12 protein-coding genes are annotated in these 13,240 nt (G+C 39.7%); 5 read left to right on the top strand and 7 right to left on the bottom strand.

Annotated elements, in window-relative coordinates; all coding sequences use genetic code 11:
- Positions 1-312: 312 nt before the first annotated feature.
- From F8S12_RS32480 to F8S12_RS32470, 3 genes are all read right to left on the bottom strand, one after another.
- Positions 313-1,008, bottom strand: coding sequence for a haloacid dehalogenase type II (locus tag F8S12_RS32480; RefSeq protein WP_196514482.1), 696 nt, complete (start codon positions 1,006-1,008; stop codon positions 313-315).
- A 92-nt stretch (positions 1,009-1,100) separates the two neighbouring features.
- A complete protein-coding gene (locus F8S12_RS32475) occupies positions 1,101-2,192 on the bottom strand; it encodes an ABC transporter substrate-binding protein (RefSeq protein ID WP_442946779.1) in 1,092 nt (363 codons plus the stop codon).
- Between the two features lie 92 nt (positions 2,193-2,284).
- Positions 2,285-3,415, bottom strand: a complete 1,131-nt coding sequence (locus tag F8S12_RS32470) for an ABC transporter ATP-binding protein (RefSeq protein ID WP_196514481.1) — start codon at positions 3,413-3,415, stop codon at positions 2,285-2,287.
- A 212-nt stretch (positions 3,416-3,627) separates the two neighbouring features.
- Here F8S12_RS32470 and mrdA point away from each other — a divergent pair, with 212 nt between their 5' ends.
- The 3 genes from mrdA (at position 3,628) to F8S12_RS32455 (ending at position 7,893) form a co-directional block, all read left to right on the top strand.
- Complete coding sequence (gene mrdA, locus F8S12_RS32465) at positions 3,628-5,451, top strand: penicillin-binding protein 2 (RefSeq protein WP_196514480.1); 1,824 nt, start codon at positions 3,628-3,630, stop codon at positions 5,449-5,451.
- Positions 5,452-5,535: 84 nt separating this feature from the next.
- Positions 5,536-5,766: a serine hydrolase gene (locus tag F8S12_RS32460; RefSeq protein ID WP_230967721.1), complete on the top strand. Its 231-nt coding sequence runs from the start codon at positions 5,536-5,538 to the stop codon at positions 5,764-5,766.
- Positions 5,767-6,339: 573 nt separating this feature from the next.
- Positions 6,340-7,893 carry a DUF6798 domain-containing protein gene (locus F8S12_RS32455; protein ID WP_196514479.1) on the top strand — a complete coding sequence of 518 codons (1,554 nt, stop codon included), beginning with the start codon at positions 6,340-6,342 and terminating at the stop codon, positions 7,891-7,893.
- A 123-nt stretch (positions 7,894-8,016) separates the two neighbouring features.
- On the opposite strand, the gene F8S12_RS32450 is transcribed toward F8S12_RS32455, so the two are convergent.
- The gene (locus F8S12_RS32450) at positions 8,017-8,817 is read right to left on the bottom strand and encodes a M15 family metallopeptidase (RefSeq protein ID WP_196514478.1); all 801 of its coding nucleotides are present in this window, start codon (positions 8,815-8,817) and stop codon (positions 8,017-8,019) included.
- 102 nt (positions 8,818-8,919) lie between these two features.
- On the opposite strand from F8S12_RS32450, the gene F8S12_RS32445 reads away from it, so the two are divergent.
- Positions 8,920-9,837, top strand: coding sequence for an AEC family transporter (locus F8S12_RS32445; protein WP_196514485.1), 918 nt, complete (start codon positions 8,920-8,922; stop codon positions 9,835-9,837).
- Here the strand turns inward: F8S12_RS32445 and F8S12_RS32440 are convergent.
- The 3 genes from F8S12_RS32440 to F8S12_RS32430 all read right to left on the bottom strand — a co-directional run bounded on the left by F8S12_RS32440 (position 9,802) and on the right by F8S12_RS32430 (position 12,829).
- The gene (locus F8S12_RS32440) at positions 9,802-10,284 is read right to left on the bottom strand and encodes a hypothetical protein (RefSeq protein WP_196514477.1); all 483 of its coding nucleotides are present in this window, start codon (positions 10,282-10,284) and stop codon (positions 9,802-9,804) included. The genes F8S12_RS32445 and F8S12_RS32440 overlap by 36 nt on opposite strands.
- 46 nt (positions 10,285-10,330) lie before the next feature.
- Positions 10,331-11,260, bottom strand: a complete 930-nt coding sequence (locus tag F8S12_RS32435; protein ID WP_196514476.1) for a hypothetical protein — start codon at positions 11,258-11,260, stop codon at positions 10,331-10,333.
- Positions 11,261-11,617: 357 nt separating this feature from the next.
- Positions 11,618-12,829, bottom strand: coding sequence for an EAL domain-containing response regulator (locus F8S12_RS32430; protein WP_196514475.1), 1,212 nt, complete (start codon positions 12,827-12,829; stop codon positions 11,618-11,620).
- Positions 12,830-12,867: 38 nt separating this feature from the next.
- On the opposite strand from F8S12_RS32430, the gene F8S12_RS32425 reads away from it, so the two are divergent.
- Positions 12,868-13,020, top strand: coding sequence for a hypothetical protein (locus tag F8S12_RS32425; RefSeq protein ID WP_196514474.1), 153 nt, complete (start codon positions 12,868-12,870; stop codon positions 13,018-13,020).
- The last annotated feature ends 220 nt before the right edge of the window (positions 13,021-13,240 follow it).

The raw sequence follows: 13,240 nt of genomic DNA, 5'->3' as shown, positions 1-13,240 counted from the left end.
TGAACTCGGAAGTTGCACCTTTTAACTCGGAAGTTGAGCCTCTGAACTCGGAAGTTGCACCTTTGAACTCGGAATTTTCAAAATTCTCAAAGAACAAGTGAAGATTTTGTTTAAATGAATATGAAATTCAAGCTACATATCACCCAATACTTTTCGGTTAAGGTACACAGTCTTTAATGATCCCCCTTAGTCCCCCTTAAAAAGGGGGAAATAGAGTCATTCTTAGCCCCCCTTTTTTAAGGGGGGTTGGGGGGATCGAGTCTTATCCGAAAAGTATTGACATATCACCTTGACAGGACTAGCACTCAGCACTTATTGCTCAGTATTGTTTTGATGACTCAAAGCCGCGAGAGTCTTTAAATCTGGAACTTCTAAGTCAGGTTGACTTACTGCTGCTCCTTTTTGGACTGCTCGACGGTTTACCCAGACTGTTGATAGTCCCAGAGATTTGGCTGTAACAATATCGTGATATACACTTGCAGCAACGTGTAATATCTGCTCTAGCGGCAAATCAATTCTCTCAATAGCTAGTCTGAAGTTGTTTAAGGAGGGTTTATAGCTTTTTGCCTGTTCTGCTGTAATTATCTGGTCAAATTCCACCTTCAAGTGCTTTGCCGAGAAAGCAAAAAGATCATCATCTACATTTGAGATAATTACCAGCTTAAACTTTGAATGCAAAGCTCTAAGTGCCTCAACTGTATCGGGAAAAGGCAGCCAATACTGAATCGAATCAGCAAGTGAATTTAATTCGTCAGCAGTTGGCTCAAAGGCAAATCGTTCACCAAATTTCTGGACTACTCTTCTCAAAACTTCTCGATATTTGATATATTCTCCTTTCTCCAGTTCTGCTTCAAATCCAGCAAAAAGTTCCAGAATTTGATCGTCATCCAAATTGCTGTTGTGTGCCAGCAGAAGCGGCTTTAGTACCCCTAAGATGCCGTTCTCCCAATCGATTAGGGTTCCGTAACAATCGAAAGTTAAAGTCTTGTAATTATTAAAGTCAATCACTTTTTTATACTCCAGAACTTTATCAATCAAGTTAAACTTTTTAGTTTTTTGAATTTAGCTATAGGCAGCCCAGAAGGTAACTTCATCAATTTTTAGCTACTAGTTAATTCAGTCCAGTAGCGCTCATAAATCTCTTCAAATTGTCCTAGAGGAGTGACTCGCTCACAATTTTTTAAAAGCGACTCTGAGGGAAACAAATTAGCATTATTTTGGATTCTTTTTGGCAATTGCTCAAATCCGGCACTATTAGGTGTAGAAACATTCAGACGTTCAGTGATTTGGGCTGCTACTTCTGGTTGCAAAATCATGTTAATCCAAGCATAGGCTCCAGCTAAATTGGAGGCTGTTTTGGGGATAACAATAGTGTCTGTCCATAATGAAGAACCGCTTCGAGGAATCACATATTTGAGCTTAGGGTTTTCTTGAGAGATTCTCACTGCATCTGCTGAATAGCACATTGCCAATAGTAAATCTCCTGCCAGAATTTGATTTTGCCAAGCGTCGGTGTCAAAACGGGCGATCGCAGGTTTTAGTAGCTTCAATTTCTCATAAGCTTCTTTGATTTCGGCTTCATTTTTTGAGTTGTAAGAATAGCCTAGCATCCGTAACGTTGCACCCATCACTTCTCGAACATCATTGATCAAGGTTATCCGTTTCTTTAATTTTTCTTGGTTTTGCCAAAGATATTCCCAATCTTTCGGTGCATCTTTGATTTTTTCAGAATTGTAAATTAAACCTGTTGTCCCCCAGTTAAAAGGGATACTGTAACGATTATTGGGGTCATAGCTAGGATTATAAAACCGGGGAAATAAATTCTCTAAACCAATTAAGCGATCGTGATTTATTTCTGTTAACAAATCTTTGTTTACCATCTTCTGCACCATATAATCGGATGGGTAGATGATGCTATAATTGCCACCACCACTAGCTTGGAATTTAGCCAGCATGACGTCATTGGAATCATACACATCCGCTAGCACTTTCATGCCAGTTTGGGTGCTAAAAGTTTTCAATAATTGGTTGTCAGTATATTGTGTCCACGTATAGATATAAAGTTGGTCACGTTGACCGGAAGTAGTAGAATTAGCACGTACTTGGGCTAGTCTCCAGCCACAGCCAGCTAAAGATAAGCTAGAAAGTGCTGCTACTCCTTTCAATAATTGTCGTCTTTTAATCAACGGCATGGTCAAAATCCTAAATTTTTAATATTAAAGCGCACTTCAAACGCCAAATGTGAGCGGTAAAAACAAACATCAAATTCTTGAAAAAAGGACAACTAATTACTTGATAATGCTAAACAATCGGTTTGTGCCCACCAAGCATAAATTGGTGTGTCGCGGTCTGGAAAACCGCCAAAGGTATTGGGTTGTAACACATTAATGCTAATGCCATTTGTTAATTTCACAACATAATTAACGTGTGTACCCAAATACATAACGTTGATAAGCCGTCCTTCAAAACAGTTAGTCGGCAAATTGGGTTGATAAAGCGAAAGCTGTATTTTTTCGGGACGCACACTTACCACCACTGATTGTGATATTTCAGTTGGTGTATCTTCAGCACGACTAATAATAATTGAGAGTCCGGTTTTCGTCGAAATTTGTACCTCAGAGGAGTTTACCGCAACGATTTCACCACTGAAGAAATTAGTATCGCCAATAAAATCAGCCACAAAAGATGTCTGGGGACGTTCGTAAATTTGGCTGGGAGTGCCAACTTGCTCAATTTTGCCTTGATTCATCACGGCAATGCGATCGCTCAAGGAAAGTGCTTCTTCTTGGTCGTGTGTCACCATCACAAAGGTCAATCCCAAGTCTTTGTGTAAATTTGATAACTCAACCTGCATTTCCTTACGCAGTTTTAAATCTAACGCCCCTAAAGGTTCATCTAGCAGGACGACGGTGGGACGGTTGACTAAAGCCCTTGCCAAGGCGACTCGCTGCTGTTGACCACCAGAAAGTTGATGAGGAAAACGCGATCGCAAACTTTCCATTTTTACTAGCTTTAAAGCCTCTTGGACTCTACTTTCAATTTCCGATTTGCGTAATTTTTTTAACCGCAGTCCAAAGGCGATGTTATCCCAGACATTTAGGTGATTAAATAAAGCGTAACTTTGAAATACAGTATTGACGGGTCGGCGGTAAGGCGGCACATTAGTCATAGACTGACCCTGAATCAACACCTTGCCAGCGTCAGCGATTTCAAACCCAGCAATTAAACGCAGTGTTGTTGTTTTACCACAACCGGAGGGGCCTAAAATACTAAAAAATTCTCCCTGTCTAACATCCAAATCTATTCCATGTACTGCTGGTTCTTGGTTAAAAAACTTGAACACGTTACGCAGTTCAACATCAAGTAGCTGAAAAGTTGTTATCCCCCTTTGATTCTCCATGACAATTTGAGCCATAATCCTCAGTAGAATGCTGTGATATTAAGTTATTTTGTCAATTGATGTAGTCTATTGGGCAAACTAGAGTTGACACTTTGGTTTATTGTATCCGCCAAAAACAATTGTTCAGGAATATACTCGCCTGATTCTTTTGTACTCACTACTGGTTATGAGTTTAGGGTAATTGTATACAGATAATAAATAGCACTCTCAGAATCATTCTTTGTTTTATGAGTTTACTGCAACCATCTCCACTTGGCGGGAAAAAAAATATCCGTACAGTTGGACAAAGTTTCCAGCCGATATTTTTAATCATATTTACTCTATTGATGATGACTGGAATCGGTGTTCGTTTGGGATACTTGCAAATTATTGAAGGAACGAACCACCGAAAACGAGCCGAGGCAAATCGAATTCGGATGATTCCTAAACAACCCGAACGGGGCAACATTTTTGACCGTGATGGTAAGCTTCTAGCCAGTACTCGCTATCCTCGCTCTGTATATTTGTGGCCGATGTCACATACCAAGCCAGCCTGGCCGGTTGTGGCAGCACGTCTATCTCAAATTATTGAGGTTCCCCAAGAAGAGATGGAAAAAAAACTGGAAGAAGCAGGTGCTAACTCTTCTTCACTGATTCGAGTCGCTCGTGATTTGAATGAAGCGCAAGTCACGGCATTGAAGGAGTATCAAAGCGAACTTCAAGACGTGGAGATTTCTACGGAAGCCGTTCGCTACTACCCCCACGGTAAGCAATTAGCACATTTACTAGGCTATACACGAGAACTGACCGCCGAGCAGTTAAAAGAAAGGCAGCAGGAAGGCTACAGATTGGGTGATGTAATCGGTCAGATGGGAGTTGAAAAAGCTTATGAGAAAAGTCTGCGGGGCGAATGGGGCGGTCAACGGGTAGAAGTTGATGGTGCTGGTCGGCCGCTGCGGGTTTTGGGTGAGAAACAGGCGAAAGCTGGTAATGATTTGCACTTGACCATAGATTTAGATATGCAAAAGACAGCAGAAAAAGCTTTAGGCGATCGCAATGGTGCGATCGTGGCACTTGACCCAAAGAACGGTGCCGTTTTAGCAATGGTATCTCACCCCACGTTTGATCCAAATATTTTCTCGAAGCAGAAACTCACCCAAAAAGATTGGGAAACTGTACAAGGTGCCGATCATCCCTTGGTCAATCGTGCCCTCAGCGCTTTTCCTCCCGCTAGCACCTTCAAAATTGTTACCACCACAGCCGGGCTAGAATCGGGTAAATTTTCTCCTAGCACAGTGCTACAAACCTACGGTTCCTTAAACTTTGGCGGCACCCGATTTGGTGAGTGGAACCACGCCGGATTCGGCCCATTGGGTTTTGTCGGCGCATTACAGTGGAGTAGTGATACCTTCTTTTATCAAATTGGTCGGGGAGTTGGCGGCCCAACTTTGATCGAATGGACTCGCAAGTATGGATTTGGTACAAAAACCGGCTTTGAGTTTGTTAACGAAGAAACAAAAGGTTTAGTACCAGATGAGGCATGGAAGCAAAAAGTTTGGAAGATACCTTGGACTGTTGGCGATAGCATCAATATGTCAATTGGTCAAGGTGCTTTACAAACTACACCCCTACAAGTCGCTATTATGTTTGCTGTACCTGCGAATGGTGGCTACCGAGTCCAGCCGCATTTGCTTAAAGACAATGAAGAAGCAAAAAGCTGGCGACAATCTTTAAATATGAAGCCGACAACCATAAGTATCCTTCGTCAGGGACTGCGGAAAGTAGTAGCTGAAGGTACAGGTAAAGCTTTAAACAAGCCAACAGTTCCCCCAGTTGCTGGTAAGAGTGGCACCGCCGAAGCCTGGAAGGGTCGTGTTAAACAAAATCACGCTTGGTTTGGTGCCTATGCCCCCGCCCAGCAGCCGGAAATTGTGATTGTGGCATTTGCTGAACATTCTGGCGGCGGTGGTGGTAGCATTGCTGCGCCGATGATTTTAGAAATTATGGAGGAATATTTTCACCGAAAGAATCCAGGTAAGTATCAGAAACCTGAAAAACCAAGAAACAGCTGAGGAAGCTAAGTATTGGGCATTGGGCATTGGGTATTGATTATTGTCTTCTGCTCCTTTGTCCAATATCTCCATCGCTAAACAGAAATGAGGTCAATGATGATTGACGACTATATTCAAGCCACAATGACTAAAAACCAGATTCCTGGACTTTCTGTTGCAGTGGTTCAGGAAGGTGAAGCTGTTTTAGTTAAAGGCTATGGACTGGCGAATGTTGAACATTCTGTTGAAGTGACTGAATATACAGTTTATGAAATTGCGTCTGTCCGTAAAACTGATATTCTATGGATGTTGCAAAAATGTATGAAGATAATATAAAGATATTATGAAGATTATATGAGTAATTAATGTAGATATGAGTAAAAGAGTTACTCTCTTAAATGAATATTTATTAGGACTTACGCATTGACAGGAAAGACTAAATATGGCTATTTGAAAAACCACATCTGTTGTAGGGGCAATTCATGAATTGCCCCTACAACAGATGTGGGTCTATCTAGCATCAAAGAATGATTAATAGAAGCCTAAAACGACCTATTTTGGTAAATACATACCACGATTAATTTGTATAGTGCGTAAGTCCTATTTATATTCACCGAACTTGGCTTGAGGATCAGAAGTAAAACTAGCGTCAGTGGCTGGAGTTATGTCAGGCGTTTTTTATCTCGTGGATCGCAATTTTTGCGATTAGTTATCCTTTTTTTAGCGGATTGATTTATCATCTCAAGCACTGAAGAATTAAATAAATAAACAACGCCTATCCCAAACTGAAAACTGGTTATGAATTGGAGAAAGCTAAATTTTTATTCGATATCAAAATTATACAAGATAGGATTTGAGGTTCTGGCAATCACAGCACTCTTATGTGTCTTGCAACTACTGGATGAAAATATGTCCAGATCAAATGAAATTGATATCTTACCCTTAGCTAAACAGTACGCGAATCCCAACTGGATTCCAGGAGATTGGTATCTCAATCAATCACCAGGGTATAGATTCATATTCCAGATTTTAATAGGAAATTTGATACTAGCCTGGGGATTCTTGGCAACTTCTATAGTAGGTCGGATACTGTGCTATTGTCTCATTGCCTTAGGACTAGTCTTAATCAAAAGGAAATTGGGACTCAGTTTACCATTATTGTTGCTAGTGGTTTTTCTTTTCATGACTTCTCAAAGCTTTGCTGCTGGTGAACTAATAATATCAGGACTTCAGCCAAAGGTTTTGAGCTACGGTTTTGTTTTGTTAGCTGTTAGAGCAATGTTAGGTAGAAGCTATTATTGGATGGCTTTAATGTTAGGACTAGCTACTTCATTTCATGTGTTAGTAGGTGGCTGGTCATTTTTAATACTTCTAGTATTACTAATTCTGAGATGGAATACTTGTAGGATGAATTTTCGATGTTTCGGGGGGATTGTTCTCATCTATTTAATAGCTAGTTCTTTTTCTGTTAAAGCTGTACTAGAACAATTGTTCAGCCCTAATCCCGAAAGTTCTATACCTACTTCTTACATTTATGTTTTTTTACGGTTGCCCCACCACTTAAACCCCCTGTCCTGGTCTTCACTTTGGTGGATAAAGCTGATAACGTATCTAGTAGTACTAATAATCACCGCTATATTATTAAGGCGTATCCAGCAAAAAAGCGCCACAAATCAGAAATCTATATATGAGTCTTCTGAGCAATATATAGCCAGAATGAGGCTATTCGACTTTACGATTATTAGCCTAATACCTTTCATTCTAGGGATAGCTGTCGCACCTTTTGACTCTAACGGCAGTTTCTTACAGTACTACCCTTTTCGAGTCGGGAGCGTTATATTACCACTTAATACTTATTTACTCTTTGCGTGCTTATTAGAGCAGATATTCGTTGAGAAAAAACGGCAGTTGCTTTTATTCGGAAGTATTTTACTCCTGAGCTTTTTAATGACTAAGCCCAGCATAACCTTTAAAAATCAACTACTGAGCCTAAGTCAATTTCCCGGTGCAATGCAAAGAGTATCTCTTGAGGAAAAATCTTTATCTGCTTGGATTAGAGGTAATACTTCTAGAGATGCAATTGTAATATCTCCTCCAGGCTCTTTTGATAGCTTTAGTTGGTTAACAGAGCGTCCAACTATAGCTAAATTTAGGCTTTTCCCTCAGAACAAACTGGGAATATTTGAGTGGTATCAACGGATGAGAGACTTGAGCGGCAATAACCCTTCTATTTTGCCAGTTATTAGTAAGGAATTAAAAGTAAAAACAAAAGGATTTGGACTTCCAAAAATGCTTGACAGTGGATACTATTCCTTAACAACGGCTCAGGTTAACTTTTTGATGTCTAAGTATCAGACAGACTATTTTGTAACTAACGTTAAACACCAATTAAATTTGCCAATTGTTTATCGGAATCCACAGTACTTAATTTACTACAAAGTAAAATATAGTAATCCGACTTAATATTACCCGGTTTATTGATGACAAAATTGCTTAATTTCACTTTGCAATCTAGATAAAATTTCCCGATTAGATGCGATCGCTAAGAAAATCGCTGGATATTATTATCCAACTCTAATTGCATATCTACTTTTGTATGGTAGGTTTCAAATTTTTGGCTTTGTAGAACATTTCCAAGCTGTCGCGATCGCCTACAAAACGCCAGTGCCAAGGCTCATAACTCACACCTTGAGCATTATCTTTGGGAAATGACATTTCAAAGCTGAAACGCGCCGCATTTGCTTGTAACCATCCAAAAGCTTTAGTATTTTCAAAGTTGGTACTCAGATTAGTTGCTGGTACTGCTCCGTCTCCAATATCTACAGCGTAACCTGTGTGATGTTCACTATAACCAGGAGGAGCGCTAAGGGCAGATCGTTCTGCTGGTGTTTGATTTCGCTGTGCACCAACACCAAAAAATAACGGTTCCTGTTCTTTGACTGAGCGAAAGCCAGAAATTGGCACTAAAATTACACCTGCACTCCGCGCTGCTGCTACCATCTCCTCAAACTTTTGGGCAGCAGCTTTTCGCATTCTAATGCCCCTATTTGCGGAGATGGTTACTAATTCTGAATCAAGGGCTTCTGAGTATGCCAAATGCCCTAACAGAGTGTTAACAGAGTTACCCGATTCTATAGTTGGTGTAGGTGCAGAACTAATAGGTGAAGATTGAGAATCGGCAGTTTTTTTAGGTGCAGTGACGAAAAACAAAAAACCGCCAATTAAAGCCAGCAGGATAAACCCTGTGACTCCTCCAATCACTACAATTCGCGGTTGCAACCACTTTTTAGGTGCTGCATCAGGGGTATCGCGTATTGCTACTGGAATATCATCACCAGGGTCATTTGATGAGTTTTGCGGTTTTCCAGAAAACCCACCTTTATTCAAGGGTAAACTCCTGTTTCTGTGGGACAGCCATAACAGATTTTGCACTGGACAAAAGCAGACTTAACAGGTAGCATTTTACATCTGTGGTTTTTAGGCGCAATTTTGACAAACCTTTTAGAACTATACGTCAAGCTGGGAGGATTAGTCCTGGTAGGTTTCATTCTGGGACGCAAACTACCTATGACAGTTCCTACCTATTTGGGACAGTTTCTTTACTGGGTGGGAGTACCCATCAGCATAGTATCGTTTTTGCGCCAATCTAGCTTTTCGGGACAAATTTGGATTGCACCTGCGATCGCTTACCTAGCCATTTTACTAGGAGGATTTTTAGCTTGGTTAGGGATTAAAGGACAAGCCTATTTTAGAAATACCGTTACCCAAGCACCAACTCAGGCTAGCTTGATCCTAGCGGCAATGTTGGGTAACACAGGTTATCTTGGCTTTCCTATCACCTTAGCAATGGTAGGTAAGGAATATTTTGCCTGGGCGCTATTCTACGATTTGCTAGGTTCATTCCCAGGAACTTATGGCTTGGGTGTGTTTATAGCAGCGCGTTTTGGCGGCGGTGTCCAAAATCATTGGCAGACTGCTAGAGCAATTTTAATTAATCCTGCCCTGTGGAGTTTCGGATTTGGCTTACTGTTTCGACAAGCGACAATTCCAACTGTAGCGGAATTTTGGTTAGAGAAATTTGCTTGGAGTATGGTAGCTTTATCTTTGATGTTAATTGGAATGCGATTAGCGCTGCTCAAATCTTGGCGTAGCCTACCACAAGTAGGGATGAGCTTGGGAATCAAAATGCTACTAGTTCCCTTAATATTGGGGAGCATTTTACCAGTGTTTGGATTAACTGGTTCCACTGCAAAAGTCATTGTCCTCCAAATGGCTATGCCTCCAGCTTTCGCCACACTGGTAATTGCTGAGACATTCAATCTTGATCGCGATTTAGCAGTTACTGCCTTAGCTGCTGGGGCTATAGTATTGCTAGTTACTCTCCCAATTTGGCTGTGGCTGTTTTGATTTTGGATTTATGCACTGTGAGGCGACACGATTTTGAAATCCTACTAATCCGCCTTGGCTCTCCCAATGTTTGTTGAATGTAGGGGTTTCCAACTTCATCACTCTACCCCCTTGAAGATGTACATGATAACCAAACACCATATTTTGTTCTGGAGATACACTCGGATAATCTGCTATCCAAACTACTTGAACGAGACGGGAGATACCAAATTCTCCAGGCTCTTCATCCAAAGTATTGTTCAGAAGTTTGACAATATGTGTCACTTTGCCACGCTGTCTTAAAAGAATGAGATCGCTTTTCTCTGGTTTAAGGGCGTTCTTTGCTTGTTCTTTTTTCCAATTTAATGGAAAAATATTTGAATCTGGGTCAATATTTTGATAAGCCCAATCTTTATCATCACCCTGATGATTTACATTTTTAGTCCACTTTAATTCTGTCAGATCCATACATTTAATCTCTATTGGAACAACAAACTTTATATATCAATATCAGCTAGGGATTTTGTATTACTCCAGAATAACCGCTACTCTCAACTTTTACAGTTTTAACATCACAAGTGGAAAAAGTGCTATTTGCCATATTTGTAGAAATTTGCTTAAACCCTTGTTCTGTTAATATCTTGCCACTATCAGATATAATAATGTTCATAGTCTTGTTACTACTATCAAAGGTTGCTTCAGCCCCTCCTGCCATACTCTCATTAAAATTTTTTGCACATAATCTTCCGTTTACCTTTCCAGATATTGAAGAAGATTCAGATACACTTCCAGAAGATGAAGAAACAGATGAAACTGGTGGAGATGAAATATGGTATCCTCTCAATGCTAAAATTATAACTCCTAAAATAATAAATATGATACTAACAAACATTCTTAAACCTTGGTGACATGATCGGATAAATTTAGAAGATACATAAGTTTCTTCATAGGATTTTCCACTAAATCCTGATATATACCACTTACAAAAATTCCATAAAGCTGATAATATTACGAATATTACTACCTTTGGGTCATATTGCTTTTTGCCAGAGATAGATTGATAATATTCTGAAGATTTATCTGTTGATTGTTTTTTGGTAGGAGAATTTGTTAATTTAATTTCCGATGAATTTGATGAAGGCGGTAATTCCTCTGCTAATGTAAATTCTTGGCTCCATGCCGGAAACTCTTCACCTGTCTGTCGTCCGTACACCTGAACTATTTTAACGGACGAAATATTCAAACCCGTTATTCCTCTGCGAATAAACTCAACTAAAACCTGTTGCTCTGGTACTGTAGTTGATTCCAACATTACCTTTAAGCAACTATTTTTAAAAGCAATCTTGGCATTGATACCTTTAGGTTGGAGAGAGCGGTTTATCAAAACAGCAATCGCTTGTGTATCACCCTGCTTTGCAAGTTTCAGATAATTTAGTTGCGTCATTTTTTAATTCAAATAGGTTTGGTAGTGCTGAACTCCACAAAGCCCTATCTGCTGTGGACACATAGCAATTATTTACCATATCGTATTCTCTGCAAACTATTGCTGTCATCCGAAGAAAACGAAGATTGTTGAAAACTAACATTATGTTGTTTCAAGTAAATTTACTGTAAGATTATCATCTATAAGCTGTAATTTTTTCAATGAGTTTCGTGGAATTCACCGTCCCCATCGCCCTTGGGAGAATACCAGTTTACAAGCATTATGCACCTTGTACTGGATGTTACCCATAATACGGCAAAGCCTCTGACTAATTAGGATACTTGTCGTGGCTCCCCATGTCCAATATCAATCAGATATTTACACATATAAGCATTTCTTAGTCAACAAAAAATTTGCAAATTCTGCTGCTGGCAATGCACAACTAAATAGAAACCCTTGCATATAATCACAGTCATGTTGGCGTAAAAAAGCCAGTTCTGCTTCTGTTTCTACTCCTTCAGCAACTACATCTAGATTGAGATTGTGAGACATTTGAATTAATGCTTTAGTAATCGCTGCTTTTTGAGGATCGCTAGCAACATTATGGATAAAATAACGGTCGATTTTTAATGTATTAATTGGTAAGTTTTTTAGATAAATTAATGAAGAGTAGCCCGCACCAAAATCATCGATCGCAATCTTTACACCCAAGGAGCGCAATTTATTCATAGTAGCGATCGCACTATTTATATCTTGCATAATCATACTTTCAGTGAGTTCTATTTCTAAGTAATGTGGTTCCAAATCATTCGTAACTATAAAATTAATTATTTTCTGAATAAACTCTGGTTGATTAAATTCAATTACCGATACATTGACAGTAATAATTAAGGAATCAATTCCGGCATCACGCCAGTTTTTCATTTGTTGACATACCCTTTTGAATACCCATTTACCAATAGGAATAATTAAACCTGTAGACTCTGCTAACGGAATAAATTCTGTTGGATAAATCATCCCTATTTCCGGGCTTCGCCAGCGCAATAAACTTTCAGCAGCTACTATTTTACCAGAAGCAATATCGACTATTGGTTGATAATAAATTTCAAATTCTTGAAAATTTTGTTGTTTGATAGCCCGGTATAAGCTAATTTCTAACAACTGCGTTTTTGGAGACAAGTTGTTAATTGCAGTCCGAGGAGACAAGTATCTTTTCAAAGTAGCGTGTTTTTCCAACCTGTTAATTATGGCACTCAATAACTCAGATCGAGTGAATGGTTTAGTTATATAATCATCTGCACCCATATCCATACCTTGACGAAAGTCAGATTTGGCAGATTTTGCAGTTAGAAAAATGAAGGGAATTGTTGCCGTCAATGGATCTTGGTGTAATGCTGTTAGCACACCATAACCATCAATTTCTGGCATCATCATGTCACACAAGATTAAATCGGGAACTTCGGAGATGGCTAAATGTATACCGATTTTGCCATTAGCCGCAGCAATAGGTTCAAAATCTTCCGCTTCTAGCAAATCTAAAATGTTTTCACGGACTGATTCTTCATCTTCTATTATTAAAATTCTGGGCATAATTTACCTCAATTTATATGCCATTATTTAATGGCGCAATGTCAGTAAATTTTGTACCAAATTCCAATGTATCTGTGACAAATATTGCACCTTATTGTCGCTGTGGTTGGATACCGTCTGTCACTCTCGCGCCGGGCAATTTATGCTGCTACGCGATCGCCAATGCCAGTATTTCTACCAAGCCGATTTAAAATTTTCCCTTGGCGATCGCATAATCATAAAGCACGTATTTAGATGGCAGCAATAGGTTTTGTCAGTCCCTCTAGCTAAGAACGCTTAGTTGTCAGCGACTCGGTAAACTGAAAGATGCCGTTGAAGATAGCGCGAAATCGCCTTTGACGTTGACGCAATGCTACTTCCGCCTGCACACGAGAGGTAAGATTCACAGAAACTCCTATGAGAGGAGCGTGT

Source organism: Nostoc sp. WHI (genome assembly GCF_015714725.1).
Classification (GTDB): domain Bacteria; phylum Cyanobacteriota; class Cyanobacteriia; order Cyanobacteriales; family Nostocaceae; genus Nostoc.
This window is presented reverse-complemented; position numbering and strand designations above follow the sequence as displayed.

What these genes read in the sequence shown, in the direction of transcription:
- F8S12_RS32475 (WP_442946779.1), bottom strand. Translation starts at nt 2,192, where the DNA reads ATGCCGTTGATTAAAAGACGACAATTATTGAAAGGAGTAGCAGCACTT.
- F8S12_RS32470 (WP_196514481.1), bottom strand. Translation starts at nt 3,415, where the DNA reads ATGGCTCAAATTGTCATGGAGAATCAAAGGGGGATAACAACTTTTCAG.
- mrdA (WP_196514480.1), top strand. Translation starts at nt 3,628, where the DNA reads ATGAGTTTACTGCAACCATCTCCACTTGGCGGGAAAAAAAATATCCGT.
- F8S12_RS32460 (WP_230967721.1), top strand. Translation starts at nt 5,536, where the DNA reads ATGAGGTCAATGATGATTGACGACTATATTCAAGCCACAATGACTAAA.
- F8S12_RS32455 (WP_196514479.1), top strand. Translation starts at nt 6,340, where the DNA reads ATGTCCAGATCAAATGAAATTGATATCTTACCCTTAGCTAAACAGTAC.
- F8S12_RS32440 (WP_196514477.1), bottom strand. Translation starts at nt 10,284, where the DNA reads ATGGATCTGACAGAATTAAAGTGGACTAAAAATGTAAATCATCAGGGT.
- F8S12_RS32435 (WP_196514476.1), bottom strand. Translation starts at nt 11,260, where the DNA reads ATGACGCAACTAAATTATCTGAAACTTGCAAAGCAGGGTGATACACAA.
- F8S12_RS32430 (WP_196514475.1), bottom strand. Translation starts at nt 12,829, where the DNA reads ATGCCCAGAATTTTAATAATAGAAGATGAAGAATCAGTCCGTGAAAAC.
- F8S12_RS32425 (WP_196514474.1), top strand. Translation starts at nt 12,868, where the DNA reads ATGTCAGTAAATTTTGTACCAAATTCCAATGTATCTGTGACAAATATT.